Source organism: Variovorax sp. Soil_C_33, from assembly GCF_057656935.1.
Genome location: NZ_JBDGJK010000004.1, coordinates 103,273 through 129,226, shown reverse-complemented (window position 1 = coordinate 129,226; position 25,954 = coordinate 103,273). Strand labels below are relative to the sequence as shown.

Sequence of the window (25,954 nt, the reverse complement as noted above, 5' to 3'; positions counted from 1 at the left end):
TGTAACTCAGGGCCTTGCGCGCCTCACCAGGTATCGACGTAGGGCGCGACCGAATGCTGTGCAGCAGCGGCCGATGCCAGCCCGCGCACCAGCCAGGCGCGCGTATCGGCCGGGTCGATCACCGCATCGATCTCCAGCGTCTGCGCCATGTGGATCGCTTCGCCGTTCGCATACTGCTGGGCCACCAGCTTCCTGAACAAGGCGTCGCGTTCCGCGCCCTCGGCTGCGGCCTCGAGCTCCTTGCGGAAGCCGAGCCGCACCGCGCCTTCGAGTCCCATGGCGCCGAATTCGCCGGTGGGCCAGGCGACGGTGAAGACCGGCGCATCGAAGCCGCCGGCCGTCATCGCCTGCGCGCCCAAACCATAGCCCTTGCGCAGCACCACGGCGAAGTAGGGCACGCGCAGGTGCGAAGCCACCATGAACATCCGGCATACATGGCGCACCTGCGCCTGCGCTTCGATCTCGGGCCCGACCATGAAGCCCGGCGTGTCGCACAGCGCGACCAGCGGCAGGCCATGCGCATTGCACAACTGCATGAAGCGCGCGGCCTTGTCGGCCGCTTCGACGTCGATCGCGCCGCCGAGATGGTGCGGGTTGTTCGCGAGCAGGCCCACGGGCTTGCCCTCGATGCGCGCCAGCGCCGTGACGATGCCGGCGCCGAAACCGGCGCGCAGTTCCAGCAGTGAGCCGGTGTCGGCCACGCCGCGCATCACGGCGCGCACGTCGTACACGCGCAGCCGGTTCTCGGGCACTGCATGCCGCAACATGCGCGGATCGGCGCACTGCCAGTCGCTCGTGGCGCCCTGGAAGTAGGACAGGTATTGCTTGGCCGCGGCCACCGCATGCGCCTCGTCCTTCACCAGGATGTCGATCACGCCGTTGCGCGACTGCACGCTGCTCGGGCCGATCTGCTCCGGCGCGAAGTTGCCGAGGCCGCCGCCTTCGATCATCGCGGGCCCGCTCATGCCGATGTTGCTGGCCTCGGTGGCAATGATCACGTCGGCGCAGCCGACCAGCGCAGCATTGCCCGCGAAGCAGCGCCCGTGCACGATGCCCACCACCGGCACCCTGCCCGACAGCGCCGCAAACTGGCTGAAGGTGTGGTTGTTGAGGCCGGCGACGATGGGCATGTCGGTGTCGCCCGGCCGCCCGCCGCCGCCTTCGGCGAACAGCACCACCGGCAACTTCAGCTGGTGCGCGATGCCGAGCATGCGGTCGGTCTTGTGGTGGTTGCGCATGCCTTGCGTGCCGGCCAGCACCGTGTAGTCGTAGGCCATCACCACGCAGCGCGACTTCTCGGGGCCGAACTGATTCGCGTTGACGCTGCCGATGCCGGTCACCATGCCGTCGGCCGGGGTGTTGGCGATCAGGTCTTCGAGCGTGCGGCGGCGCGTCTGCGCGGCGATGGCCAGCGCGCCGTATTCGGTGAAGTTGCCTGGGTCCTCGGCCAACTCGCACAGGTCCGCGACGTTGGCGCGTGCGGTGCGGCCGCCCTGCGCACGGCGCTTCGCCACCGCGGCAGCGCGGTTGGCGTCGAGCGTCGGCGCATGGCGGTCGATTACCTTCTGCAGATCGGGCCGGATCGCGGCCAGATCGTGCTCGGCACCCGCCTCGACCTCCACGGCCTGCGCATCCACCGCTTCGAGCCGCAGCAGCGACTGGCCTTCGACCAGGTAGTCGCCGGGCGCGGCCAGCAGCGCAAGCACGCGGCCGGCCGCGGGCGCATGCAGCAGGTGCTCCATCTTCATGGCCTCCAGCACGCCGAGCTGCGCGCCGGCCGGCAGCACGTCGCCGACCTCGACCTCGAACTGTACCAGCCGCGCGGGCATCGGGGCCTTGATCACGAGGCCGTCTTCCTCGTCCAGCAGCGGCGCGGCCGCGTCGATCGTGTCGCCGACGGGCCGTGCCGACTTCGCCGCCTTCGCGTCGATATGCGCGGCCGCGGCAAGCAGATCGGCCAGGTGTTCCTCGACGAAGCGCGTGTGCACCTTTTGCGTTGCGAATTCGGGCCGCCCTGCGATCGCGCGCAGCAGCGCCAGGTTGGTCGCGATGCCGTCGATGCGGCATTCCTCGAGCGCGCGCAGGGATCGCCGCAGCGCGTCGTCGAAACGCGGCGAGGACGAATGCACGATCAGCTTGGCGAGCAGCGTGTCGTAGTGAGGCGAAGGCGCGAGGCCGGCGTAGCCGTGCGTGTCGACGCGCACGCCGGGACCGGCCGGCAGGTCGAAGCGCGACAGGATTCCGCCGGATGGCCTGGCGTTGCTTTCTACGTCGAGCGTTTCGGCATTGATGCGCCATTGCACCGCGAAGCCGCGCTGCGCCGCGCTTCGATTCGCATCGATGCCGAGCGCGGCCAACGGCTGCCCGGACGCGACCGCGATCTGCAACTGAACCAGGTCGAGCCCGGTGACGGCCTCGGTCACCGTGTGCTCGACCTGCAGCCTCGGATTGGCTTCGATGAAGACGAAAGGAAGATTCTTCGACTGCTCGTCGACCAGGAATTCGAAGGTACCCAGCCCCTCGTAGTCCACGGCCTGCGCCATGCGCAGCGCCGCCTGCGTGATGCGCTCGCGCAGCGCGGACGACAGCGATGGGCTCGGCGCGATCTCGACCAGCTTCTGGAAGCGCCGCTGCAAGGTGCACTCGCGTTCGCCCAGGCTCGCAACCGCTTTTCCGTCGCTGATCACCTGCACCTCGATATGGCGTGCACTACGCATGAGCCGCTCGACATAGACGCCCTCGACGCCGAACGCTGCCTTCGCCTCGGACACGCAACGTGCATGCGCCCCGGGCAGATCCGCCGCGTTCAGCACGGCCCGCATGCCGCGCCCGCCGCCGCCGCCGATGGCCTTCACCATCACGCCCGCGCCCTCCGCCTGCTGGACCGCGAAGAAGGCCTGCGCCTCGGCCAGCGTCACGGCGCCGGCACTTCCCGGCATCACAGGCACATCGCACTGCGCTGCCAACGCACGCGCACGCGCCTTGTCGCCGAAGAGCGCAAGCTGCTCGGGCGTCGGGCCGATGAAGCGCAGCCCGGCATCGGCGCAAGCCTGCGCGAAATCCGCGCGCTCGCTGAGAAAGCCGTAGCCGGGATGCACCGCATCGCAGCCCTGCCCGCGCGCGATCGCGATCAGCGCCGCGATGTCGAGATAGGCGGAGGGCCCCGCGGCGCCGAGCGCGATGGCCGTGTCGGCCAGCTGCACATGCAGCGCGTTCGCATCGTCTTTCGCATGGACGGCGACACTGGCGATGCCCAGGTCGCGCAGCGCGCGCACCAGGCGCACCGCAATCTCGCCGCGATTGGCAATCAGAATCCTCTGGAACATTCGGTTCAGTCCTTCAGCAGCCGGCGCAGCACCTTGCCGGCACCCGTGGTGGGCAAAGCATCGATGAAGCGCACCGCGCGCGGCGCCTTGTAGCTGGCCATGTTCTCGCGCGACCAGGCAATCAGCGCATCGGCGTCGAGCTCTGCGCCCGGCTTCTTCACGACGAAGGCCTTGACCACCTCGCCCTTCTCCGCATCGGGTTGCGCGACCACTGCGGCCTGCGCCACGCCCGGATGCTTGATGAGGATGGTCTCGACCTCTTCCGGAAACACGCTGTAGCCCGAGACCTTGATCATCTCCTTGAAGCGGCCGATGAACGTGAGGTAGCCCTCGGCATCGAGCTTGCCCATGTCGCCGGTGTGCACCCAGCCCTTGCGCAGGGTCGCGGCCGTGGCCTCGGGCTTGTTCCAGTAGCCCTTGAAGGTGCCGGGGCTTGTGAGCACGATCTCGCCGACCTCGCCCACCACCTTGTCTTCGCCCGTGTCGGCATCGACGATGCGGATCGTGACGCCCGGCACCGCGACGCCCTGGGTGCCCCAGCGCGGCGCGTGGTGGGGGGTGTAGGTGTCACAAGTGTGGGTTTCGCTCAAGCCGTATGCGGCTTCGAAGGAGGTGCAGTTGTTCGCGAAGCCGCGCCACTGCGCAGCCAGCGGCTCGGTGAAGGTGATCCCGAAGCTCGTGACCGGGTTCATGCGCAGGCTGGCCAGGTCGAAGCGCGCGATGCCTTCCACCTGCATGCAGGCCACGTTCATCGGCGCGATGCTGTACCACCAACTGACGCGATAGCGCTCGATCGCCTGCAGTGCCGCGCGCGGCTCGAATCGGTGCAGCAGCACCGACGTCGCACCCGTGAGCACCGGCACGTTGACGCCCATCAGCATGCCGGCGATGTGATAGAGCGGCGCGATCGACAGCAGCACGTCGCTCGCGGCAACGCCGTTGCAGTCGGCCGCGGCGCGCGTCTTGAAGAGCGCATTGCCGTAGCTCAGCATCGCGCCCTTGGGCAGGCCGGTGGTGCCGGAGGTGTAGGTCATGAGCGCGACGTCGTCCATCGAAAGCGCGACCGGCGACGGACGCGCGCCGCTTTTGATCACGGCGAGGAAGTCTTCACAGGCGGCCGGCACGCTGCGCGGCTCGCGCTGCGCAGCGGTCAGGTCGGCCGGCAGATCGAGCGTCGCCTCGGCCGGCAGCAGGTCAGCGTAGTGAACGACGAACACATGTTCCAGCGCGCTCGCCGGCTTCACCTTATCGACCACCGGCAAGAGCGACGAGGCGGCGACGATCACGCGCGCCTTCAGGTCGTCGACCTGGTAGGCCAGCTCGTGCTCCTTGTTGAGCGGACCGCTCGGGCACACGATGGCGCCGATCTTCTGGGTGCCGAAATGCGCGACCAGGTACTGCGGGCAGTTGTTGAGGAAGAGCACCACCGGATCGCCCCTCTTCACGCCGATGGCCTGCAGCCGCGCCGCGAAGGCATCGCTCGCGGCATCGAGCTCCGCATAGCTCATCGCGCGCCCGTACCAGATGCAGGCCGGGTGCTGCCCGCGCTCGCGCGCATGCGTGCGCAGGTACTCGTGTAGAGGTTGCTGCGGGCGGGCGGGAAGCGCGGTGATTGTCTCCATGGCGTCACTCTCACAGGGTTATCGATAGGGCAGTTCACTTGCCATGGCCGCATGGTGCTCCAACAATCCTACCCATGGGTATAACTCCGGCGACACCGCACAAACCCCACCTGCCGCAGGGCACCGGCCGCCAGCGCGCCGCGACGCAATCGACCGATGCGCAGCGCGAGCGAATTCTTCAAGCCGCGACCGATCTCTTCGCGCGTCAGGGCTACGCGAACACCACGATGGCGCAGATCGTGCGCGCGCTCGGCGTGACCAAGCCCTTCGTCTACTACTACTTCCGCGACAAGCAGGAGATCTTCGAGACGCTGTCGTGGCGGCCGGCGGTCGACTGCTTCACCTCGCTGGACTTCGCCGACGCCGACCCACGCCGCGCAGTCGAGAAAGTCAAGGAAGGCATCGAGCGGCTGATCCGCGCCACCATCGTGCACTACCCCTGCGCCTTCTTCGCCTACCGCGAGCCGCAGGTCTACCGACCCGAGTACATCGCCGCGCAGAAGAAGCTCGCGCACCACTTCTACGACCGGCTCTTTCCGCTGCTCGAGGAAGCCCGCAGCGACGGCGACCTGGATTTCCGGGACACCCGGATCACGGCCTTTGCCGCACTCAGCCTGCCGGGCTTTCTCTACAGCTGGTACCGCCCCGACGGCCGCCTCTCGCCCGACGAGGTGATTGCCGAGTTGTCGAAGCTCGCATGGCGCGTGCTGGGCCTGCGCAGCGCGCGCTGATCCTCACCGATAACCCAAGGAGACAACGCATGACTTCCCTTCGCCCCGCGCCCGTCGCATTGGCGCTGCTGGCCGCATCGGGCCTCGCATCGGCCCAGCAGACCTACAAGATCGCCTACATCGATCCGCTCTCGGGCCCGTTCGCGAACGTCGGCGAGCTGATGCTCACGCACATCCAGTACGCGGTGGAGGACATCAATGCCAAGGGCGGCGTGCTCGGCGGCACCAAGCTGCAGCTGCTGCAGTTCGACAGCAAGCTCTCCGCGCAGGAAAGCCAGAGCGCGCTGCAGGCCGCCATCGACCAGGGCGCGCAGGCCATCGTCACCGGCGGCTCGGGCTCCTCGGTGGTGACGGCGCTGGTGCAGTCGGTCAACCGCTGGAACCAGCGCAACCCGGGCAAGGAGCTGCTGGTGCTCAACCACTCGTCGATCGATCCCGAGATGACCGGCAAGGCCTGCAGCTTCTGGCACTTCCAGATCGAGGCCAACACCGCGATGAAGATGAAGGCGCTGGCCAATTACATCAAGAAGACGCCGGACATCAAGAAGGTCTACCTGCTCAACCAGGACTACGCGCACGGCAAGCAGTGGGCGAGCTACGGCCGCCAGCTGGTGGGCCTGGCGCGGCCCGACGTCCAGTTCGTCGGCGAGGCGCTGCATCCCATCGGGCGCGTGAAGGACTTCTCGCCCTACCTCGCGAACGTGCGGCAGGCCGGCGCCGACACGGTGATCAGCGGCAACTGGGGCCAGGACATGACGCTCCTGCTCAAGGCCGCGGGCGATGCCGGCTACAACCTGCGCTACTTCAACCACAGCGCCGGCTCGGTGCCCGGCACTGTGCTCGCGGTGTCGCAGGCCAAGCTGGGCCAGCTGACCTGGGTGGCCGAATGGCATCCGGGCCAAGTCGACACGCCCAAGGCCGATGCGCTGGCCAAGGCCTACAAGGCCAAGACCGGCAAGGACTTCCTCGCGCCGCGCATCGAGTTCACGCCGCGCCTGCTGGCCGCCGCGATCAACAAAGCCGGCGGCACCGACACCGTGAAGGTGGCGCGCGCCCTCGAAGACCTGAGCTTCGACTCGGTAGTCGGCCCCGTGCGCATGCGCGCCGACGACCATCAGCTGCTGCTGCCGCAGGTGGTCAACACCATCGCGCCGGTGGACGGCAAGACCGTCAAGGTCGGCTGGGAAGGCACGAACTATGGTTTTCGAACCGACGCGGTCTACACCGGCAACGAGTTGGCCCAGGGCACCGAATGCAAGATGGCGCGGCCCGGCGCCTGATGCCTCGCGCTAAGGGATAGCCCTGCCTGCCGCCTGCTGCGGCATCGAGATACTGCGATGTCGCCCCAAGGGGCTGACCGGAGACCGAAGAACATGGCAGGCAAGAACGCGCTCTATCCGATCCCGCATCCGGCGAAGAAGCCCTTCGTCGGCAACATCCTGTCGATCGGCTCCGACTCGCCGGTGCTCGACATGTGGAAGATCGCGCAGGAGCTCGGCGCCATCTACTGGCTCGACATGCCGGGCATGCCGGTGATCGTGGTGTCCTCGGCCGCGCTGGTCGACGAGCTGTGCGACGAGAAGCGCTTCGACAAGAGCACCAAGGGCACGCTGCGCCGCCTGCGCGCGCTCTCGCACGGCCTCTTCACCTCCGACACGCACGAGGCGACCTGGTCGAAGCCGCACAACATCCTCCTGGCCAACTTCAGCCAGCGCGCGATGCAGGCCTATCACCCGATGATGCTGGACATCGCCGAGCAGCTGGTCACCAAGTGGGAGCGCCTCAACTTCGACGAGGAGGTGGACGTGGTGCGCGACATGACCGCGCTCACGCTCGACACCATCGGCCTGTGCGGCTTCGGCTACCGCTTCAACTCCTTCTACCGCGAGGGCTTCCACCCTTTCGTCGACGCGATGGTGCGCACGCTCGAGACGGTGCAGAACCGGCGCGGCATTCCGCTCGAGGAGCTGATGCTGAAGAAGGAGCTGGCGCAGCAGCGCAAAGACGTCCGCTTCATGCACAAGATGGTGGAGGACATCATCGCCGAGCGGCGCGCGAGCGGCGCCGATATCGCGACCAAGCCCGACCTGCTGAGCTACATGATCGCCGGCGTCGACAAGAAGACCGGCGAGCGGCTGGACGACCGGCAGATCCGCGACGAGTGCATCGAGTTCCTGATCGCCGGCCATGAGACCACCAGCGGCCTGCTGTCCTTCGCGATCTATTTTCTCTTGACCAACCCCGAGGCGATGGCCAAGGCGCAGGCCGAGGTCGACAGCGTGTTCGGCCCGGACCTCTCGATGAAGCCCAGCTACGCGCAGGTGAACCGTCTCGTCTACGTGCTGCAGGTACTCAAGGAATCGCTGCGCATGTTCCCGACCGCCCCGGCGATCGCGATGGCCGCAAAGGAGGACACGACCATCGGCGGCCAGTACACGATCAAGAAGCGCAACATGGTCATCATGCATGCGCTCGCACTGCACCGCGACAAGACGGTGTGGGGCGAGGATGCCGACCGGTTCAACCCCGACCATTTCAGCCGCGAGGCCGAGCGCGAGCGGCCAGTCAACGCGTTCAAGCCCTTCGGCAACGGGCAGCGCGCCTGCATCGGGCGGCAGTTCGCGCTGCAGGAGGCGGTGCTCACGCTGGGCATGATCCTGCAGCGCTTCACGCTGGTCGATCACACAGGCTACAAGCTCAAGATCAAGGAGGCGCTCACGATCAAACCGGAGGGCTTCAGGATCAAGGCGCTGCTGCGCGATCCGGCGACGCGGCCGCGCGGCGAGGCCTCGGCCCAGCCGGCGCAGGCCGCGGTCGAGCGCCCTGCCGCCGCGAAGCCGCAGGCCGCGCGCCACGGCACCTCGCTGCTGGTGCTGCAGGGCTCCAATCTCGGCACCGCCGAAGACCTGGCGCGCCAGCTGGCCGAGGCCGGCGAGATGCGCGGCTTCTCGACCCAGCTCGCCTCGCTCGACGACTATGCGGAGCGCCTGCCCGCGAACGGCGCCGTCGCGATCGTCTGCGCCTCCTACAACGGCGTGGCACCCGACAACGCGGCCGAGTTCCACCGCTGGCTCGACAAGGCCGACGATTCGCTCAATGGCGTGCGCTTCAGCGTCTTCGGCTGCGGCAACACCGACTGGGCCTCAACCTACCAGGCCGTGCCGCGGCGCATCGACGAACGCCTGGCCGCGCTCGGCGCGACGCGCGTCCACGAACGCGGCGAGGGCGATGCGCGCGAGGACATGGATGGAAGTTTCCAGGACTGGAGCGATGCGCTGTGGCCGAAGCTCGTCGCCGCTTTCGATCTCAAGCAGGGCGCGGACACGCCGGCCCGGAGCGAGCCGCTCTACACGCTGGAGGAACTGCCGCCGCCGCAGAAGAACGCGCTGGTCGATGCGCTGGGCGCGGTCGGCATGCGCGTGCTCGAGAACCGCGAACTGCAAAGCGCCGCCAGCAGCGAGGTCGAAGGCCGCTCGACGCGGCACGTCGAACTGCAGCTGCCCGAGGGCGTGAGCTACCGTCCCGGCGACCACCTGAGCGTGGTGCCGCGCAACGGCCCGGCCCAGGTGGAGCGCGCGATGGCTCGCTTCGGCTTCGAGCGCAAGGCGCATGTGAAGCTTTCGGCGCAGCCGGGGCGCAAGGCGGCGCTGCCGGTCGACGAGGTGATCGCGGTCGACCGCCTGCTGGGCGACTACGTCGAGCTGCAGGACGTGGCCACGCGCAAGCAGATCGCCCAACTCGCTGCCTACACCGAATGTCCTTTTACCAAGCCGAAGCTGGCTGCGCTGTCGGGCGCCGAGGAAGCCTCCGCAGCGCTCTACAAGAGCGAGGTGCTGCAGAAGCGCAAGTCGGTGCTCGACCTGCTGGAGGAGTTTCCGGCCTGCCAAGTCCCCTTCGCGGTCTTCCTCGAGATGCTGTCGCCGCTGTCGCTGCGCTACTACTCGATCTCTTCCTCGCCTTCGGTCGACGGCGGGCGCTGCAGCGTCACCGTGGGTGTGGTGAACGGGCCGGCGCGTTCCGGGCTGGGCCAGTTCGAAGGCGTGTGCTCCAGCTACCTCTCGCGCGCCGAGGCCGGTGAGATGGTGCATGGCGTGGTGCGCGAGACGACGGCCGAGGGCTTCCGCCTGCCGGACGATCCGCAACGGCCCCTCATCATGGTCGGACCGGGCACCGGCCTCGCGCCCTTCCGCGGCTTCCTGCAGGAGCGCGAGATGCAGATGGCCAAGGGCGCGGCGCCGGGCAAGGCCCTGCTCTTCTTCGGCTGCCGGCATCCCGAGCAGGACTTCATCTATGCCGACGAGCTCAAGCGTTGGGCCGAGCGCGGCGTGGTGCAGCTGCACACCGCCTTCTCGCGCGCCGGCGACCGCAAGGTCTATGTGCAGGACCGCATCCGCGAGCAGGCGGACGAAGTCTGGCAGCTGCTGGCGCAGGGCGCGATCGTCTACGTCTGCGGCGATGGCTCGCGCATGGAGCCCGACGTGCGGCGCGCGCTGTCGGACATCGCGCGCGAGCATGGCCAGGACGGCAGCGCCTGGCTCGACCGGATGATTGCCGAGAAGCGCTATGTGCTGGATGTGTGGGCGGGGAACTGAGGTCGATCGCGGAGTTGCCCGACAGCGTCAGCGCCGCGGCCTCGCCTTGGCCAGGTTCTGCTTGACCCTGAGCTTCACGATCCGCTCGATCAGCCCATGGGGCATCGGCTCATCGAGCGGGAATCGCAGGTTGCCCTTCTCCCCTGCGTAGGCGGACACGGCCTTCTCCAGCCGCGCGTCGCCCCGCACCGGCGGATAGAATCCGATGTGCTTCTTGAAGGCCGCGAAGTACACCAGCACACCGCCCAGCGTGAAAGCGGGGATCTGGTAGCTGATCGTCTCCTCGGCATCGGGCGCGGCCTTCCTGATCGTCGATCGGATCTCTTCGAGGATCGCCTGCACCTCGGGCGAGAAAGCCGCGATGTAGGCGTCGATGTTCTTCGGCGTCGTGCGGGTCGTCGCCATGCGCAGAAGCTCAGGCCTCGGGCGCGTGGCACACGGCCTCGACGTTGTGCCCGTCGGGACCGATGACGAAAGCGCCGTAGTAGTTGGGGTGGTAGTGTTCGCGCAGTCCCGGCGGGCCGTTGTCCTTGCCGCCCGCAGCCAGCGCTGCATCGTAGAACCGGCGTACCTGCTCACGGTTCTCGGCCGCAAACGCGAGATGGATGGGACCCGGGCTGCTGCCGAACGAACCGATCCAGAACTGAGGTCTGCCGGGACGGCCGAGCATGACCCAGCCTTCACCGTCCATCGCGACGCCGATGCCGAGCGGCGCCAGCGCCTGGAGATAGAAGGCCTTGCTGGCCTGCAGATCACTCACATTGAAGCCGATGTGGTCGAAGATCATGGCGCACCTCCAGATCAGCCAGGCTACTCCGGCCGCGCCGGATCCGGAAACACCAGCGGACCGAGCGCGCCGCGATTGAACGGCTTCCACGCGCCTTCGGGCTGCGCCAGCCGGTCCGCCAACGCATAGAGCACCGCCGGATGCGCGCCCAGCCCCAGGTGGCTGGCGACCACCTCGATGTTCTCCGAGCTCGGCCCGGTCTCTTCCACGCTGCACTGCCACGCGACCACGCCGTCGCTGCGGCTGAAGATCGACGTGGTGGGCACCTTGGGCGTCGGCCGCACGTGCTTCATGCGCCGCGGATCTTCCGAGCTCTGGCCGCTCACGCCTTCGTAGACGCGCCATGCGTTGGTTGCGCGTGCGCTGCCGGTGAAGGGGCTGCCCAGCGTGACCACGCTGCGCACGAGATCCGGCCGGGTCGACGCGAGCAGGCGCGCATAGACGCCGCCCAGGCTCCACCCGATCAGGCTGACCTTGCGGCCGCTGTCGGCATGCAGCGATTCGAGCTTGGCGATCATGCCGTCCTCGATGCCTGCGCGCGGTCCGAGGTTGCGCCCCAGGCCCCAGCCGTGGGTGTCGTAGCCGCGGCTTTGCAGGTAGTGCCGCAGCAGCTTGGTGGACATGTCGCTCGCCACCAGGCCGGGCAGCACCAGCACCGGATGCCCGTCGCCGCGCGGCGTCAGCTGAAGCAGCGGCCACAGCGCCACGGCAGCGCCGGCCTCCCAGAGGGCGCGCGCCTCCGCAAGAAGCAGCAGGCGCGAGGGCGGTGGGATGGGGTTGTGGGCGGCTGCCATCATGAAGTTCTCCTTTGTCGTTCTTGGGGAATGTGCGGTCGCGCAGGCTGAACTCCAGTCGGACGGCAGCCCATTTATCCGAGGTATTTGCCCCGCAGGTAATCGAGGTAAGCCCTCGATTCGCGGGAAACGTAGGGGGAAACCAACGTCAGCGTGTAGAAGGCGGCCAGCCCCGGATCGGCCTGCTGCAGGGCGTCGCGGCCCGGCACCAGCCGCTCGAAGGAGAGCCAGCAGGTGGTGGTGAACACCATCTGCAGCGCGAGCATCTGCGCCTCTTCGGCTGTCGCATCGATGACACCGGCGGCCACCAGCGTCTCGCACAAGGCTTGCGCCGCCAGCAGGTTCTGCGCCGTCAGCGCCTGCGCCCGCTGTCCCAACTCGGGGTATTCGCCGGACAGGTAGGCCATGTCGCGGTAGACGAAGCGGTAGGCGTCGATGGCTTCGAAGCGCAGGTGCAGCGCGAGCCAGAGGTCGTCGATCGCGCGCACGGTGTCCGACGAGCCGTTGAGCAGCTCGAGCCGATCCTCGAAGCGCCGGAACAGCCGATCGACGATCAGCTGCTTCGCCTTGAAGTGATAGTGGAGGTTGCCGGGGCTGATCTCGAGCTCGGCCGCGATCCGGTGCGTGGACACCGCCGCGAGCCCCTGCGCGTTGAACAGCGCCAGGCTGGTCTGCAGGATGCGTTCGCGCGTGTTGGGGCTGGCCACGGGCTCGGAAGTCTGGGCCTTCAGCGCTTGCGCCGGCCGGATTCGATGCGCTCGACATGCTCGAGCAAGAGGCGCATCTGCTCGCGCAGTTCCTGGATTTCCTGTGCGCTCGGCATGCCCAGGCGTTGCATCGCGGTGGCAACGCGCTGGTCGAACACGTCCTCGAACTTGCGGATGCCGAAGCTGTCGAGCCCCGCGAAGCCGCGCGCGGGCGCATCGGGCTTGGGTTGGGCGATGCCGAGCAGGCTTTCGATCACGTTGGCCTGGCGCTTGACGACGTCGTTGCGCACGTTGTCCAAGGCCTTCAGGCCCGCGCGCAGCAGGCCTTGCGCGCCGGCCTTCTTTTCAGGCGCGGCGGCTTTTGTCTTCTTGGCTGGAGCCGCTTTGCGCGGTGCCGATTTCTTGGCCGGCACCGCCTTCTTGGCGGCCGCCGCCTTCTTCTTCACGCTGACAGTTTCATCGCGGCGAGTCGCCATGCGTTGCTCCGGGGGACGTTGAGGAAGAAAGGCGGCGCCCCGCCATTGGGCATCAGGCCTTGCGCGCAGTGCGCACGGCGCGGCGCACCACCGGCTTGGCCTTCGCCTTCACGGTCTTGACGACCTTGGCGGCGGTCGTCTCGCCGGCCACGCGGCTTTCGAGCTGCTTGGCACCGGCGGCGATCTTGTCGGCGATCTGCACCGAAACGTTGGCGATCGGCCGGTGGAAGCTGCCCAGCGTGTTCATCACCGAGCTGCCCAGCGGCGACTCGACACGTGCCGCGACCTTGGCGACCGACTCGATGCCGCTCGCGGTGCCGGCGGCGACGCGATCCATCACCGAGACCACGCGGCCGGTGTCGATGTCGAGGCGGTTGGCCAGGAAGCCGTTGATCTTCTCTTGCGCGCCGATCAGGCGGGCCTTGATGTCGTCGTTCAGGAGCGGCAGTTGGCGCTTGCCGAGGAAGTCGCTGTAGCGCGAAGCGGCGCCGTTCAGCAGCCGATGCGCGCCGGCGCGGTAGGCGCTGACCAGCGTCTTGCCGGCTTCGTTGTACTGGCCGACGACGTGGATGGCGGCGGTGGAGATGTTCTGCGTGGACATGGTGGATTCCTGATGAAGTTGATGAGGCTCATCTTCTTCGCAAAGCCCTAGGCCTGAAAAACTAGATCGGTTCGATAGTTAGTCCAACTGCCCCAATTTTCTGCGGCCCCGCGATGCTACGACGAGACGGCCCTCGGGGCTTACCCGCTATCCGGTGCCTGCGACATTGCCGATCATTTTGACGCCCAAGACACAGGACACCCGATGAAACACCTGAGCGGCCTCGATGCAACCTTCCTCCACACCGAGACGCCGGAGACGCCGATGCACGTCGGCGGCCTGCACCTGCTGGAGCTGCCGGCCGGCTACAAAGGCGATTTCTACGAGGACGTGAAAGCGCACATCGCGAGCCGCATGCACCTCTCGGAGATCTTCACCCGCAAGCTCGCGCTGATGCCCTTCGAGCTGTCCAACCCGGTGTGGGTCGAAGACGACGATGTCGATCTCGACTATCACGTGCGGCGCGTCACGCTGCCGCGGCCCGGCACGATGCGGCAGCTGGAGCAGTACGTGGGCCGCCTGCATTCGACGCTGATGGACCGCAGCCGGCCGCTGTGGGAATTCTTCGTGATCGACGGGCTGCAGGGCGGCGGCATGGCGATGTATTCGAAGGTGCACCATGCCGGCATCGACGGCCAGGCCGGCGCCGCCTTCGCGCAGGCCATCATGGATCTGACGCCGCATCCCGACCCCATCAAGACGCCGCGCCAGGTCGCGCGGCGCAGGAACTACCAGCTCGGCGTAGCCGAACTCGCGGGCGCCGCCTTCACCAACACGCTGCAGCAGTACGTGAAGCTGGTGAAGACGCTGCCCGACATGGCGCGCGCGGTGCAGAGCCTCATCGTCCCGCAGCCGACCAGCGAGGGCAGCAAGGCCTGGTCGCTGCCGAAGAACCTCAACGTGCTCGGCCCGCGCACGCCGCTCAATGTGGCGATCACCAACCAGCGTTCCTATTCGGTGCGCTCGATCCCGCTGGCCGAGGTCAAGCAGGCCGGCAAGAAGCTCGGCGCCAGCCTCAACGACGTGGTGATGGCCATCTGCGCGGGCGCGCTGCGGCGCTACCTGTCGGACCATGGCAAGCTGCCGAAGAAGCCGATGAGCGCGGCCATCCCGGTCACGCTGCGCGCGCCGGGCGACACCTCCTCGAACAACCAGGTCTCGATGACCGTCATGACGCTGGCGACCGACGTCGCCGATCCGATCGAGCGCATCAAGGTGATCTCCGAATCATCGGCCGCGGCGAAGAGCCTGATGGGCAGCATCAAGGCCGCGATCCCGACCGACTTCCCCTCCTTCGGCGCGCCCTGGCTGATGTCGGGCCTGGCCTCGATGTACGGCCGCTCCCGGCTGGCCGACCGGCTGCCGCCGGTGGCCAACGTAGTGATCTCCAACGTGCCGGGCGCGCAGACCGCGCTCTATATCGCGGGTGCCAAGCTCTTGACCTACTACCCGGTGTCGATCCCGAGCCACGGCATGGCGCTCAACATGACCGTGCAGAGCTACAACGGCATGCTGGACTTCGGCCTGATCGCGTGCCGCCGCGCCGTGCCGGACGTGGAGGACATCGCGGACTACCTGCTGGAAGAGCATCACGCGATCCTGGCGCGCGTCCGGTCGCTCGAGGCCGCCGAGGCGACGCCGCATCTGGCGGCCGCGACGGCGGCCAATGCGGCGAAGCCGCACAAGGCGCCTGCCCGCAAGAAGTCCGTGCCCGCCAAGGCCGCGGCACGCAAGGCCCCGCCACGCAAGCGCGCGGCGACTGCCGCCGCGGCTACGCGCTGACGCGCAGGCCGGCCGGCCCCGCTTCCATCCGGCCGATCACGCCTGCGGCCTCGAAGCCCTGCGCGTGGAACAAGGCCAGCACCTGGTCGACGGTGTCGGGCGCGCAGCTCACGAGCAGGCCGCCCGAGGTCTGCGGATCGCTCAGCAGGTCCCGCGCCACCGGCGGCAGCGCGGCATCGAGCTGCACCTCGGCACCATAGCCAGCCCAGTTGCGCCCCGAGGCTCCGGTCACGAAGCCCTGCGCCGCCATCTCGGCCACCCGCGGCAGCAGCGGCACCTGTGGCCAGTCGATCACTGACTGGAGCCCGGCGCCGCGCGCCATCTCGAGCGTATGGCCTGCCAGGCCGAAGCCGGTCACGTCGGTCAGCGCATGCACGCCTTCGAGCGCGGCCAGCGCGATGCCCGGCTTGTTGAGCCGCGTGGTGTTGGCGATCAATTGGCCGTAGCCCTCGGCATCGAGCTTCTCTTTCTTCAGCGCGGCCGAGAGCACGCCCACGCCCAGCGGCTTGCCGAGCACGAGCAGGTCGCCGGCCTTGGCATCGGCATTGCGCCTGATCCTCTTGGGATGCACCAGGCCCATCACCACCAGGCCGTAGATCGGCTCGACCGAGTCGATGGTGTGGCCGCCGGCGATCGGGATGCCCGCCTCGCGGCAGACCGCCTGGCCGCCGCGCACGATCTCGCCGATTACCTCGACCGGCAGCTGGTTGACCGGCATCGCGACCAGCGCCAGCGCCATGATCGGCGTGCCGCCCATCGCGTAGACGTCGCTGATGGCATTGGTCGCCGCGATGCGGCCGAAGTCGAAGGGGTCGTCGACGATCGGCATGAAGAAATCGGTGGTGGCGATCAGCGCCTGCTCGTCGTTGAGCCGGTAGACCGCCGCATCGTCGGCGGTCTCGATGCCGACCATGAGCTCGGGCGGGATCAGGCCGCCGCCGCTCGAGCGCAGGATCTCCGACAGCACGCCCGGCGCGATCTTGCAGCCGCAGCCGCCGCCGTGGGAGAAGCTGGTGAGCCGGATGCCTGGAGAGAGGATGCGATCGTTCATGGAGTGCTTTCGTGGTCGCAAAGATTATGGTGGCGCGAGCAGATCGCGCAGCAGGCGCCGCACGCTTTGGCGTTCAGCCTGTGGGGTGAAAGCGGGCTCGCGCAGCGCGCACTGCGCCGCCAGGCGGGCCGCGAAGGCGGGCTCTGCTGCGAAGCGCTGCATCAAGGCAGCGAGGGCCGCATCGTCGCCGGCGGCGAAGTAGCCCTCGTAGTCTTCGCCCAGCAAGCCCAGATTGCCACCGATGCGGCTCGCCAGCACCGGCACGCCCGAACGCACCGCCTCGATCACCACCTGCGCGCCGCCCTCGATGCGGCTCGTGTGCACCAGCGCGCCGGCGCGCGCGATGCGGCGCAGTGCGGCTTCGCGCGGCAGCCCGCCGAGCCACCGGTAGTGCGGGCACTCGGCCATGGTGCGGCGCGCCGCTTCGCCCAGCTCGGGCGCCAGCGCGTCGCCGATGTGCACGATGCGGATCGGCGTCTCCGGAGGCAGCCGGCGCGCCGCAGCCATCAGGGTGAGCGGGTCTTTCTCGTCGCGCAAATGGCCGACCGCCACCAGCTCGAGGCTGCGGGCCGCGTCGCGGCGCCGCATGCGGCGTGCCGACTGCAGGATCACGCGGGCCTTGGCAACTTCGCCGGCACCAAGGCGATCGAGCGCGTCGGGCTGCAGCACCACGAGTTGGCTGGCACACTGCAGCGAATGCTGCGCTGCCTTGCTCTCGTCGATGTCGCGGTACACGTCGGTGCCGGTCAGGACCAGCGCGATCGGGCAGTCCTGTCGCGCTGCGAAGAGGCGTGCGATCGAATCGGCGGAGCGACGCGCATGCAGCGCGATCATCGCGTCGCAGTGCCCGCCAGCCCATTCGCGCGCGATCTCGACCTCGGCCACGCCCGACAGAAACTGCGCCCAGCGCGAGGCGGTGCGCCAGTTGCCGTTGTTGGCATCCGCCAGCGCCGGCGAAACGATCAGGACCCGCGGTTTGACCACGGGGCCATTCTGGCAGGACGGCACCTGCCGTGCGGCCATGGCTGAGGCGCGAACCCTCGCCGGCGAAGCGCTCGCGGCCGCGCTGCGCGAGAGCCGCGCACGCACTCGCGCCTGGACCTTCGACCTCAGCGATGCGCAATGGCGCGTGCCTCAGCAGCCCGGCGTGAACCTCGTCGCGTGGGAGCTCGCACACCTCGCATGGTTCGCCGAATTCTGGGTGCTGCGCGGCCCGCACGCGGTCGATACCGACGGCTGGGTGCAGGCGCGCGAGCCCGCGCGGCTGGCGGGCCCGGACGCCCTCTTCGACTCTGCGCGCCTCTCCCACATCGCGCGCTGGGCGGCGCCGCTGCCCTCGCGGGCCGAGCTCGGCGCGCGGCTCGACGCGCAGCTCGATGCCTGCCTCACCGCGCTCGCGCAGCAGGGCGACAGCGACGAAGCTCTGTATTTCCACCGCCTGGCGCTGTTCCACGAAGACATGCACGGCGAGGCCTTCGCCTGGCTGCGCGCAACGCTGGGCTACGGCGCACCCGCCGGCCTGACCCTGCCGAGCCTCGCCGCGGCGCCCGCGATCGCGGTGCCCGCCGCGCAGGTTCACATCGGCTGGCCCGTGGCCCGCGGCGGTTTCGCTTTCGACAATGAGCTGCCCGCGCATCCTGTAGCCCTGGCCGGCTTCGAGATCGATGCCACGCCGGTCACGGCGGGCCAGTACCTGGGCTTCGTCGAGGCCGGCGGCTACGACGATCCGGCCTTCTGGCCCGGCGATGCAGGCCGTTGGCGCGCGGCGCACGCGCGCAGCCATCCCGCGCGCTGGCGCCGGCAGCCGCAATGGCAGACGCGATGGTTCGACCGCTGGCTGCCGCTGGCCCCCGACCAGCCCGCGGTCCACCTCAGCGCCTGGGAGGCCGAAGCCTATGCGCGCTGGGCCGGGCGCCGCCTGCCCACGGCCGCCGAATGGGAACATGCGGCCGCCTCGCAGCCGGCCTTCGCCTGGGGCCACAGCGTCTGGGAATGGACGGCCAGCACTTTCGCGCCCTACCCGGGTTTTGCGCCCGGCCCCTATCGCGACTACTCGGCCCCCTGGTTCGGCGACCATCGCGAGCTGCGCGGCGGCGCCTTCGCGACCCACGCGCGGCTGCAGGAGCTGCACTATCGCAACTTCTTCCAGCCCGATCGCAACGATGTCTTCGCGGGTTTCCGCACCGCCGCTCCTTAAACTGCAGGCCTTCCTCCAACCGGCAGCGCGCCATGAAACGACAACTCCTCCAGCTCGCCCTCTTCTCCCTGCTCGCATTCGCCGCCGGCGCGCCAGTCCATGCGCAGAGCGGCGTACTGCGCGTCTCGGCCATTCCCGACGAGGCGCCGACCGAGCTGCAGCGCAAGTTCAAGCCGCTCGGCGACTACCTGAAGAAGGAGACCGGCCTCGATGTTCAGTTCACGCCCGTCACCGACTACGCCGCGGTGGTCGAGGGCCTGGCCACCAACAAGATCGACCTGGCCTGGCTCGGCGGCTTTACCTTCGTGCAGGCCAAGCTGCGCACCAACGGCGCGGCCGTGCCGATCGTGCAGCGCGCCGAGGACGAGAAGTTCACCAGCAAGTTCATCGTGCCGATCGACAGCAAGGCCAAGACGCTGGCCGATCTTCGAGGCGCCACCTTCGCCTTCGGCTCGCCCTCCTCGACCTCGGGCCACCTGATGCCGCGCCATTTCCTGCTGCACGCCGGCATCAATCCCGACAAGGACTTCAAGACCGTCGCTTTCTCGGGCGCGCACGATGCCACCGTGGCCTTCGTGGCCGCGGGCCGGGCCGAGGCCGGCGTGCTGAACGCCTCCGTGATGGACAAGCTGATCGAATCCGCCAACCCGAACGCCGCCAAGGTGCGCGTGCTGGCGACCACCGCGCCCTACTACGACTACAACTGGACCGTGCGGCCCGGCCTCGATGCCGCGACGACGAAGAAGCTCGCCGATGCCTTCCTCAAGCTCGACGCGGCGAATCCGGAGCACAAGGAAATCCTGGCGCTGCAGCGCGCCTCGAAGTTCATCCCGACCAAGGCCTCGAACTACGACGGCATCGAAGCCGCCGCCAAATCCGCGGGCCTCATCAAGTAGAAGAACTTGAAGCATCCGTTGACCGCCGAAGCCGCGCTGGCGCTCGAGGATGTCGGCCTGGTGCATCCCAATGGCCAGCGCGCACTGCAGGGCGTGACGCTGACCGTCGAACGCGGCGCGCGCGTGGCCGTCATCGGTCCGTCGGGGGCGGGCAAGACCAGCCTGCTGCGCATCGCGGCGACCGCACTGCGCGCGAGCGAGGGCCGCGTCGAGCTGCTGGGCGCGCGGCCATGGCAGATCGGCGCCCGGCCGCTGAGGGCGCTGCGCGCGCGCATCGGCCTCGTCCACCAGGCGCCGCCGATCCCGCCGCGGCTGCGCGTGATCACCGCGGTGCTCGCCGGCCGGCTCGGCGCCTGGTCGAGCGGGCGTGCCCTGGTCTCGCTGCTGGTGCCCGTGGACATCGCCGGTGCGCAGGCCGCGCTCGCGCGGCTCGACCTGGCCGACCGGCTGTTCGACCGCTGCGACCGGCTTTCGGGCGGCCAGCTGCAGCGCGTCGGCATGGCGCGCGTGCTCTACCAGGCGCCCGAACTGCTGCTCGCCGACGAGCCGGTCTCGGCGCTCGACCCGGCGCTGGCCGACATGGCGGTCGGCGAGCTGATCGCGCAGAGCGAAGCCACCGGCGCGACGCTGGTGGCCTCGCTGCATGCGGTGGACCTGGCCTTGAAATGGTTCGACCGCATCGTCGGCCTGCGCGCGGGCGTGGTGGTGTTCGACGCGCCGGCCGCAGCGGTCAGCCGCGCAATGCTGCAGGAGCTCTACGCGACCGAAGGCGGCGTGCTGCCGACCCAGGCGCAGGGCGGCTTCAACGTCATCGAACGCGACAGCCGCAGCGATCCCGTGCTTCCCGTCGCCTGCCGATGAGTGCCCTGACTCCACCCGCCATGCGAGACCCGCTGGCACGCCGGCGCCTCGGCGCCCTGCTGCTCGCGCTCGTCGTGCTGTGGCCGATGCTGGTGATCGCCGAGTTCAAGCCGCAAGCCCTGTTGGCCCCCGCCAGCCTGCGCGTGATGGGCGGCTTCCTGGCCGGCTTCCTGCCGCCCGCGCTGTCGGCCGATTTCCTCGGCCTGCTGGCGCGCGCGACGCTGGAAACCCTGGCCATGGCCACGGCCGGCGTCGCGCTCGCCTTCGTGCTGGCGGTGCCGCTGGCCTTCGCGGTGACGCAGGCGCTGTCGATCTCGCGCATCGGCCCCGGGCCGGGGCGCTGGCGCGGCCAGGCGGTGCGCACGGCGGCGCGCGGCGTGCTCACGCTGCTGCGCGCCATCCCCGAAGTGGTGTGGGCGCTGGTGCTGGTGCGCGCCCTCGGCCTCGGCCCGGCAGCGGGCGTGCTCGCACTGGCGATCACCTATGGCGGCATGCTCGGCAAGGTCTATGCGGAGATCCTCGAATCGGGCGACACGCGGCCCGCGCGGGCGCTGCTCGAGGCCGGCAGCGGGCGCCTCGCCGCGCTGTTCTACGCCCTGCTTCCGGGCGCCGCGCAGGAGCTGGTCTCCTACACCGTCTACCGCTGGGAATGCGCGGTGCGCGCCTCGGTCGTGATGGGCTTCGTCGGCGCCGGCGGGCTCGGCCAGCTGATGGACCAGTCGATGAAGATGCTCAACGGCGGCGAGGCCAGCAGCATCCTGATCGTGTTCCTGCTGCTCGTGCTGATGGCCGATGCGCTCAGCGCCGCCCTTAGAAAATGGCTGGCATGAGCCCGGTGCACCCGTCAGCCTCGGAGCGCGCGCGGGCCGCCGGGCCCTGCCTGGGCTGCATCGCAGCAGCTTCCGCGGTGGCGATCGCGGTGGTCGCCAGCTTCATCTACCTCGGCATCGACTTCCGCGCCCTGTTCGCGCGCGAGTCGATCGCGGCGATGGCGAAGTTCATCGCCGAGTTCTTCCCGCCCGACCTCTCGCACGCCTTCCTCGCCAAAACGGCATGGGGGGCGTTGCAGACGCTCGCGATGTCGGCGCTCGGCACCTTGCTCGCGATGCTGGCCGGCGCCGCCCTGGCGCTGCCCGCCTCGGGGCGCTTCGGCCTGGCGCTGCGCCAGGCCTCGCGCTTGGTGCTGAACTTCCTGCGCAGCGTGCCCGAGCTGGTGTGGGCCGCACTGATGGTGCTGGCCGCCGGGCTCGGCCCCTTCGCCGGCGTGCTGGCGCTCGCGCTGCACACCACCGGAGTGTTCGGCCGGCTCTTCGGCGAGACGCTGGAGAACGTGCCCGAAGCGCCGGAGCGTGCGCTGCTCGATGGCGGCAGCGGGGCGGTCGCGGCCTTCGCCTACGGCAGCCTGCCCCTGGTCTGGCCCCAATGGCTGGCCTATACGTTGTACCGTTGGGAGATGAACATCCGCATGGCGGCGGTGCTCGGCTTCGTCGGCGCCGGCGGGCTCGGGCAGATGCTGTACTTTCATCTTTCGCTGTTCCAGCAGGCGCAGGCGTCGACCGTGATCGGTGCCATGTTCGTGCTGGTCGTCATCGTCGACGGCGCGAGCGGGCGGCTGCGGCGCGGACTCGCCCCCGCATATGCATGAGGCTCCAATGAACACTCCCACCATCCAGCTGATCGGCGCGCCGACCGACATCGGCGCCAGCGTGCGCGGTGCCGGCATGGGGCCCGATGCGCTGCGGGTCGCCGACATCGCCGGCACCCTCGCGCGACTCGGTTTCGCGATCGTCGACCGCGGCAACCTGGCCGGGCCCGCCACGCCCTGGACCGAGCCGGCGAACGGGCTGCGCCATCTCGACGAGGTGGTGAGCTGGAATCGATCGGTCTACGACGCCGTCGACGAGGCGCTGCGTGCCGGCCACCTGCCGCTGCTGATGGGCGGCGACCACTGCCTCGCGATCGGATCGATCAGCGCCATCGCCTGGCATGCACGCCAGCGCCGCAAGAAGCTGCGCGTGCTGTGGCTCGACGCGCACTCCGACGTCAACACCGAGCGCACCAGCCCCAGCGGCAACATCCACGGCATGCCGGTCGCCTGCCTGCTCGGCCACGGGCCGGCGGCGCTGACCGGCTGGAGCGGCGAGGCCGCGGCGCTCGAGCACGATGCGATCCGCTTCCTCGGCATCCGCAGCGTCGATGCCGACGAGAAGGCCGCGATTCGCGCGCTCGGCCTGCATGTGTTCGACATGCGCCACATCGACGAACACGGCATGCGCACGACGATGACCGAGGCGCTGCAGGACATCGACGAAGACACGCACCTGCACGTGAGCTTCGACCTCGACTGCCTCGACCCCGACTATGCGCCGGGCGTCGGCACCGGCGTGCGCGGCGGGCCGACCTGGCGCGAGATGCAGCTGTGCATGGAGATGATCGCCGACACCGGCCGGCTCGGCTCGCTCGACGTGGTCGAACTCAATCCGGCGCTCGACGTGCGCAACCGGACGGCGGAAGTGGCGGTGGAACTGATCGAGAGCCTGTTCGGCAAGTCGACGCTGGCGCGCTGAGGGAGCGCAAAAGCCACCGGAGCGTGACTTTTTCATCTCCGCCGAATAGACGCATAGTCTTACATTCTTTAGTACTCATTTCGACAACGGAGTACTGGACATGGACGTACGGAAGATTGGCTTGCTGGTGGAACAACCCTTCGACGGTTCTTATTACTGGGTGATTCACGAGGACGTGCGCCACGACGGCCATTTCGAGCCGCTGCACCGAGCCGAACGCTCCTTCGCCACCTATTCCGCCGCACTGGCCCAGGGCTACGGCGTGCTACAGCGCCTTTGCGGCCTGACCGGCCTGCCGGCCTACGCGGCGCGCACGGTCGCGCTTTGACTTCGAGTCAGCCCCGCGAGGGTGTCAGCGGCACCGGCCGCAGCGGCGCGTCGGTGCTCGGCCTCGGCGGCTCGGGCGGTGCGACCGGCATCACCTCGACCGACTCGGGCACGAGGAAACGGTCGATCAAGGCGAAGAAGCGGTCGTAGAAGCGCTCGTCGGTCAGCGTCTCGCTGGCCACCTTGACCAGCGCATCGTCGCTGGACGAGAACGGCAGCGACAGCGAACCCAGCGCGCCCACGCCCACGCTGGCCGAGTTGTTGACCTTCTTCAGGCTGTAGCGATCCTGCAGCGCGCTGGCGAAGGCGACCGTGCTGCTGGCGCCACCCTCGCGTGCGCAGACCACGCGCAATTCGACTTCCACGTGCACCTCGCCGGTCGGCTGGAAGCTCTTGCGGCCGGCCACCAGGTCGGCATTCGCGGCCGTCACCAGATAACCCTGGCTCAAGAGCGCGCGACGCGCGGCCTCGCAGGTCTGCGCCTGCGTGGCGCGGAAGACACGCGTGTGGGTGGTGGTCGAATCGAATTCCTCGGGATCGTAGGAGACGCGCTTGGCAGGCGAGGCGCAGCCCGCCAGGACGAGCGAGAACAGCAGCGCGGCGGTGCACGAGAACGGAAGGCGCATGTGAAGCATCGGAATGGGCGAGCCGCGAATGCTCGCGGCACGCCGCCGGCGTCGCCGGCTTTTCTTGGAGGGCCCGATGCGCGCGGCGTTCCCTCTTCAGCGCTCGTGCCGAACCACACGGTGCGCCCGGCCGCGCGTGGCGGCGATGCGGCGCGCATTGGGCTCGTCCGTGTCTGCCGCCCAGGCCAGCGCGGCTTCGCGGCTGCGGCCGAACTGCTGGTGGCGCTGCACCAGGCGCTCCACGCGCAGGCTGTCGTCGTCGACTTCCACGTACCAGACCTCGTCGAGCAGCGGCGCGACCTCGGCCCAGGCGCCTTCCTGCAGCAGCAGGTAGTTGCCTTCGGTGATGAGCAGCTGCGTCTGCGGCAGCACCGCGATCGCACCGGCGACCGACTCCTCGATCTCGCGGCGGAACTCGGGCGCATAGACGATCTCGTCCGCGCGCTGCTCGCGCAGGCGCCGCAGCAGCGCGACATAGCCCGCGGCGTCGAAGGTGTCGGGCGCGCCCTTGCGCCCGGCCCGGCCGAGTCGCTGCAACTCCGCGTTGGCGAGGTGGAAGCCGTCCATCGGCACCACCTGCGCGCGCCCGGGCAGGGCCTGCTGGAGCGCCAGCGCGAGCGTCGACTTGCCCGAGCCGGGCGCCCCGACCAGGCCGAGCAGCTTGCGCCGGCCGTCGGCCAGCAGGGCGTCGATGCGCGCGCTGTCGTCAGGCGTCATGGATAGAGGCCGCGCTCCTGCCGCGCCATCAGGATGCGTTCGCAAGCCACCGCGAAGGTGGCCGTGCGCAGCGTGATCCTGTGCTTGTCCGCCGTGTCCCAGATCTGGTTGAGCGCGTTCATCATGATGCGGTCGAGACGCACGTTGATCTCGTCCTCGTCCCAGAAGAAGGACGAGAAGTCCTGCACCCATTCGAAGTAGCTCACCGTCACGCCGCCGGCGTTGCAGATCACATCGGGCACCACGAGCACGCCGCGCTCGGCCAGGATGTCGTCGGCCGTCGGAACGGTCGGACCGTTGGCGCCTTCGAGGACCAGCTTCGCGGTGGTCTTCTGCGCGCGCTCCGCGGTCAGCTGGCCTTCCAGCGCGGCCGGGATCAGGATGTCGCAGGGGATTTCCCAGAAGGCCTCGTTGTTGATGACGTCGCCACCCTTGAAGCCCACCACGCCTTCGGTGCGCGAGAGCGGCACCAGTTCCTTCAGGTCGAGGCCCTTGCTGTTGACGATGGTGCCGGTGTGGTCCTGCACCGCGACGATCTTGGCGCCGGCCTCGGCGAACAGCTCGGCCGCGACCGAGCCCACGTTGCCGAAGCCCTGCACCGCGACGCGCGCGCCGCGCAGCTCGAGCCCGAGGCGCCGCGCCGCCTCGCGCCCCGTGACGAAGACGCCGCGGCCGGTGGCCTTGACGCGGCCCAGCGAGCCCCCAAGGTGCAGCGGCTTGCCGGTGACCACGCCGGTGGCCGTGCCGCCGACGTTCATCGAGTAGGTGTCCATCATCCAGGCCATGATCTGGGCGTTGGTGTTGACGTCGGGCGCCGGAATGTCCTGCTGCGGGCCGATGATGATGCCGATCTCGCTGGTGTAGCGGCGCGTGACCTTCTCGAGCTCCTGCAGCGACAGCTTCTTCGGATCGACGCGGATGCCGCCCTTGGCGCCGCCGTAGGGCAGGTTCACCGCGGCTGTCTTCACCGTCATCCAGGCCGACAGGGCCATCACTTCTTCCAGCGTCACGTCGGGGTGGAAGCGCACGCCGCCCTTGCCTGGGCCGCGCGACATGTTGTGCTGCACGCGGTAGCCCTCGAAGTGGGCGATGGTGCCGTCGTCCATCTCGATCGGCACGTCGACGATCAGCGCGCGCTTGGGGCGCTTGAGCGTCTCGACCCAGCGCGCCAGGCCGCCCAGGTAGGGAACGACGCGGTCGACCTGCGAGAGATAGGTGCCCCACGGGCTGTTGGCGGTCGGTTGAACGTAGGACAGATCGGCGCTCATGGCACTCCTGGTTGCTGTTGGGATGC

At 69.0% G+C, this 25,954-nt stretch carries 24 protein-coding genes; 11 read left to right on the top strand and 13 right to left on the bottom strand.

The window, feature by feature from the left end; genetic code table 11:
• Positions 1 to 23: 23 nt before the first annotated feature.
• Complete coding sequence (locus AC3A6B_RS08305) at positions 24 to 3,326, bottom strand: carboxyl transferase domain-containing protein (RefSeq protein ID WP_487836253.1); 3,303 nt, start codon at positions 3,324 to 3,326, stop codon at positions 24 to 26.
• 5 nt (positions 3,327 to 3,331) lie between these two features.
• The gene (locus tag AC3A6B_RS08300) at positions 3,332 to 4,939 is read right to left on the bottom strand and encodes an AMP-binding protein (RefSeq protein ID WP_487836427.1); all 1,608 of its coding nucleotides are present in this window, start codon (positions 4,937 to 4,939) and stop codon (positions 3,332 to 3,334) included.
• Between the two features lie 83 nt (positions 4,940 to 5,022).
• Between AC3A6B_RS08300 and AC3A6B_RS08295 the strand changes: the two genes are divergently transcribed.
• The 3 genes from AC3A6B_RS08295 (at position 5,023) to AC3A6B_RS08285 (ending at position 10,271) form a co-directional block, all read left to right on the top strand.
• On the top strand, positions 5,023 to 5,679 hold the full coding sequence (locus tag AC3A6B_RS08295) for a TetR/AcrR family transcriptional regulator (protein ID WP_487836252.1): 657 nt from the start codon (positions 5,023 to 5,025) through the stop codon (positions 5,677 to 5,679).
• Positions 5,680 to 5,708: 29 nt separating this feature from the next.
• Positions 5,709 to 6,959, top strand: coding sequence for a branched-chain amino acid ABC transporter substrate-binding protein (locus tag AC3A6B_RS08290; protein ID WP_487836251.1), 1,251 nt, complete (start codon positions 5,709 to 5,711; stop codon positions 6,957 to 6,959).
• 93 nt (positions 6,960 to 7,052) lie between these two features.
• A complete protein-coding gene (locus AC3A6B_RS08285) occupies positions 7,053 to 10,271 on the top strand; it encodes a bifunctional cytochrome P450/NADPH--P450 reductase (RefSeq protein ID WP_487836250.1) in 3,219 nt (1,072 codons plus the stop codon).
• 27 nt (positions 10,272 to 10,298) lie between these two features.
• On the opposite strand, the gene AC3A6B_RS08280 is transcribed toward AC3A6B_RS08285, so the two are convergent.
• From AC3A6B_RS08280 to AC3A6B_RS08255, 6 genes are all read right to left on the bottom strand, one after another.
• Positions 10,299 to 10,676 (bottom strand): iron chaperone, encoded by a 378-nt coding sequence (locus AC3A6B_RS08280; protein ID WP_487836249.1) that lies wholly within the window; start codon positions 10,674 to 10,676, stop codon positions 10,299 to 10,301.
• Between the two features lie 10 nt (positions 10,677 to 10,686).
• The gene (locus AC3A6B_RS08275; RefSeq protein ID WP_487836426.1) at positions 10,687 to 11,055 is read right to left on the bottom strand and encodes a VOC family protein; all 369 of its coding nucleotides are present in this window, start codon (positions 11,053 to 11,055) and stop codon (positions 10,687 to 10,689) included.
• A 26-nt stretch (positions 11,056 to 11,081) separates the two neighbouring features.
• Positions 11,082 to 11,855, bottom strand: coding sequence for an esterase/lipase family protein (locus AC3A6B_RS08270; protein ID WP_487836248.1), 774 nt, complete (start codon positions 11,853 to 11,855; stop codon positions 11,082 to 11,084).
• Positions 11,856 to 11,926: 71 nt separating this feature from the next.
• Positions 11,927 to 12,559 carry a TetR/AcrR family transcriptional regulator gene (locus AC3A6B_RS08265; protein ID WP_487836247.1) on the bottom strand — a complete coding sequence of 211 codons (633 nt, stop codon included), beginning with the start codon at positions 12,557 to 12,559 and terminating at the stop codon, positions 11,927 to 11,929.
• A 20-nt stretch (positions 12,560 to 12,579) separates the two neighbouring features.
• Positions 12,580 to 13,035 (bottom strand): phasin family protein, encoded by a 456-nt coding sequence (locus AC3A6B_RS08260; protein WP_487836246.1) that lies wholly within the window; start codon positions 13,033 to 13,035, stop codon positions 12,580 to 12,582.
• 52 nt (positions 13,036 to 13,087) lie between these two features.
• Positions 13,088 to 13,636, bottom strand: coding sequence for a hypothetical protein (locus AC3A6B_RS08255; RefSeq protein ID WP_487836245.1), 549 nt, complete (start codon positions 13,634 to 13,636; stop codon positions 13,088 to 13,090).
• Between the two features lie 204 nt (positions 13,637 to 13,840).
• Here AC3A6B_RS08255 and AC3A6B_RS08250 point away from each other — a divergent pair, with 204 nt between their 5' ends.
• Positions 13,841 to 15,418 carry a WS/DGAT/MGAT family O-acyltransferase gene (locus tag AC3A6B_RS08250; RefSeq protein WP_487836244.1) on the top strand — a complete coding sequence of 526 codons (1,578 nt, stop codon included), beginning with the start codon at positions 13,841 to 13,843 and terminating at the stop codon, positions 15,416 to 15,418.
• Here the strand turns inward: AC3A6B_RS08250 and selD are convergent.
• Both selD and senB read right to left on the bottom strand, forming a co-directional pair.
• Positions 15,408 to 16,469, bottom strand: coding sequence for a selenide, water dikinase SelD (gene selD, locus AC3A6B_RS08245; RefSeq protein WP_487836243.1), 1,062 nt, complete (start codon positions 16,467 to 16,469; stop codon positions 15,408 to 15,410). The genes AC3A6B_RS08250 and selD overlap by 11 nt on opposite strands.
• A 24-nt stretch (positions 16,470 to 16,493) precedes the next feature.
• Positions 16,494 to 17,453: a selenoneine biosynthesis selenosugar synthase SenB gene (senB, locus tag AC3A6B_RS08240; RefSeq protein ID WP_487836242.1), complete on the bottom strand. Its 960-nt coding sequence runs from the start codon at positions 17,451 to 17,453 to the stop codon at positions 16,494 to 16,496.
• A 37-nt stretch (positions 17,454 to 17,490) separates the two neighbouring features.
• Between senB and senA the strand changes: the two genes are divergently transcribed.
• The 7 genes from senA (at position 17,491) to AC3A6B_RS08205 (ending at position 23,318) form a co-directional block, all read left to right on the top strand.
• Positions 17,491 to 18,666, top strand: a complete 1,176-nt coding sequence (senA, locus tag AC3A6B_RS08235) for a selenoneine synthase SenA (RefSeq protein ID WP_487836241.1) — start codon at positions 17,491 to 17,493, stop codon at positions 18,664 to 18,666.
• Positions 18,667 to 18,698: 32 nt separating this feature from the next.
• Entirely contained in the window at positions 18,699 to 19,562 is an 864-nt protein-coding gene (locus AC3A6B_RS08230) for a putative selenate ABC transporter substrate-binding protein (RefSeq protein ID WP_487836240.1), read from the top strand.
• 6 nt (positions 19,563 to 19,568) lie between these two features.
• Positions 19,569 to 20,423, top strand: coding sequence for a phosphonate ABC transporter ATP-binding protein (locus AC3A6B_RS08225; RefSeq protein ID WP_487836239.1), 855 nt, complete (start codon positions 19,569 to 19,571; stop codon positions 20,421 to 20,423).
• A complete protein-coding gene (locus tag AC3A6B_RS08220) occupies positions 20,420 to 21,253 on the top strand; it encodes a PhnE/PtxC family ABC transporter permease (RefSeq protein WP_487836238.1) in 834 nt (277 codons plus the stop codon). Before AC3A6B_RS08225 ends, AC3A6B_RS08220 begins: the two co-directional genes overlap by 4 nt.
• Positions 21,250 to 22,068, top strand: coding sequence for a phosphonate ABC transporter, permease protein PhnE (phnE, locus tag AC3A6B_RS08215; RefSeq protein WP_487836237.1), 819 nt, complete (start codon positions 21,250 to 21,252; stop codon positions 22,066 to 22,068). Before AC3A6B_RS08220 ends, phnE begins: the two co-directional genes overlap by 4 nt.
• 7 nt (positions 22,069 to 22,075) lie before the next feature.
• Positions 22,076 to 22,990 carry an arginase gene (gene rocF / locus AC3A6B_RS08210; RefSeq protein ID WP_487836236.1) on the top strand — a complete coding sequence of 305 codons (915 nt, stop codon included), beginning with the start codon at positions 22,076 to 22,078 and terminating at the stop codon, positions 22,988 to 22,990.
• 100 nt (positions 22,991 to 23,090) lie between these two features.
• Positions 23,091 to 23,318, top strand: coding sequence for a hypothetical protein (locus AC3A6B_RS08205; RefSeq protein ID WP_487836235.1), 228 nt, complete (start codon positions 23,091 to 23,093; stop codon positions 23,316 to 23,318).
• Between the two features lie 7 nt (positions 23,319 to 23,325).
• On the opposite strand, the gene AC3A6B_RS08200 is transcribed toward AC3A6B_RS08205, so the two are convergent.
• The 3 genes from AC3A6B_RS08200 to AC3A6B_RS08190 form a co-directional block, all read right to left on the bottom strand.
• Positions 23,326 to 23,943 carry a DUF2242 domain-containing protein gene (locus tag AC3A6B_RS08200; RefSeq protein WP_487836234.1) on the bottom strand — a complete coding sequence of 206 codons (618 nt, stop codon included), beginning with the start codon at positions 23,941 to 23,943 and terminating at the stop codon, positions 23,326 to 23,328.
• Between the two features lie 96 nt (positions 23,944 to 24,039).
• The gene (locus AC3A6B_RS08195; protein WP_487836233.1) at positions 24,040 to 24,660 is read right to left on the bottom strand and encodes a nucleoside/nucleotide kinase family protein; all 621 of its coding nucleotides are present in this window, start codon (positions 24,658 to 24,660) and stop codon (positions 24,040 to 24,042) included.
• Positions 24,657 to 25,928: a Glu/Leu/Phe/Val family dehydrogenase gene (locus AC3A6B_RS08190; protein WP_487836232.1), complete on the bottom strand. Its 1,272-nt coding sequence runs from the start codon at positions 25,926 to 25,928 to the stop codon at positions 24,657 to 24,659. Before AC3A6B_RS08190 ends, AC3A6B_RS08195 begins: the two co-directional genes overlap by 4 nt.
• Between the last annotated feature and the right edge of the window lie 26 nt (positions 25,929 to 25,954).

Bases quoted from the DNA above. Each gene is read 5' to 3' on its own strand.
- AC3A6B_RS08305 (WP_487836253.1), bottom strand. From the start codon at position 3,326: ATGTTCCAGAGGATTCTGATTGCCAATCGCGGCGAGATTGCGGTGCGC.
- AC3A6B_RS08295 (WP_487836252.1), top strand. From the start codon at position 5,023: ATGGGTATAACTCCGGCGACACCGCACAAACCCCACCTGCCGCAGGGC.
- AC3A6B_RS08290 (WP_487836251.1), top strand. From the start codon at position 5,709: ATGACTTCCCTTCGCCCCGCGCCCGTCGCATTGGCGCTGCTGGCCGCA.
- AC3A6B_RS08285 (WP_487836250.1), top strand. From the start codon at position 7,053: ATGGCAGGCAAGAACGCGCTCTATCCGATCCCGCATCCGGCGAAGAAG.
- AC3A6B_RS08280 (WP_487836249.1), bottom strand. From the start codon at position 10,676: ATGGCGACGACCCGCACGACGCCGAAGAACATCGACGCCTACATCGCG.
- AC3A6B_RS08270 (WP_487836248.1), bottom strand. From the start codon at position 11,855: ATGATGGCAGCCGCCCACAACCCCATCCCACCGCCCTCGCGCCTGCTG.
- AC3A6B_RS08260 (WP_487836246.1), bottom strand. From the start codon at position 13,035: ATGGCGACTCGCCGCGATGAAACTGTCAGCGTGAAGAAGAAGGCGGCG.
- AC3A6B_RS08255 (WP_487836245.1), bottom strand. From the start codon at position 13,636: ATGTCCACGCAGAACATCTCCACCGCCGCCATCCACGTCGTCGGCCAG.
- AC3A6B_RS08250 (WP_487836244.1), top strand. From the start codon at position 13,841: ATGAAACACCTGAGCGGCCTCGATGCAACCTTCCTCCACACCGAGACG.
- selD (WP_487836243.1), bottom strand. From the start codon at position 16,469: ATGAACGATCGCATCCTCTCTCCAGGCATCCGGCTCACCAGCTTCTCC.
- senA (WP_487836241.1), top strand. From the start codon at position 17,491: ATGGCTGAGGCGCGAACCCTCGCCGGCGAAGCGCTCGCGGCCGCGCTG.
- AC3A6B_RS08230 (WP_487836240.1), top strand. From the start codon at position 18,699: ATGAAACGACAACTCCTCCAGCTCGCCCTCTTCTCCCTGCTCGCATTC.
- AC3A6B_RS08220 (WP_487836238.1), top strand. From the start codon at position 20,420: ATGAGTGCCCTGACTCCACCCGCCATGCGAGACCCGCTGGCACGCCGG.
- phnE (WP_487836237.1), top strand. From the start codon at position 21,250: ATGAGCCCGGTGCACCCGTCAGCCTCGGAGCGCGCGCGGGCCGCCGGG.
- rocF (WP_487836236.1), top strand. From the start codon at position 22,076: ATGAACACTCCCACCATCCAGCTGATCGGCGCGCCGACCGACATCGGC.
- AC3A6B_RS08205 (WP_487836235.1), top strand. From the start codon at position 23,091: ATGGACGTACGGAAGATTGGCTTGCTGGTGGAACAACCCTTCGACGGT.
- AC3A6B_RS08200 (WP_487836234.1), bottom strand. From the start codon at position 23,943: ATGCGCCTTCCGTTCTCGTGCACCGCCGCGCTGCTGTTCTCGCTCGTC.
- AC3A6B_RS08195 (WP_487836233.1), bottom strand. From the start codon at position 24,660: ATGACGCCTGACGACAGCGCGCGCATCGACGCCCTGCTGGCCGACGGC.
- AC3A6B_RS08190 (WP_487836232.1), bottom strand. From the start codon at position 25,928: ATGAGCGCCGATCTGTCCTACGTTCAACCGACCGCCAACAGCCCGTGG.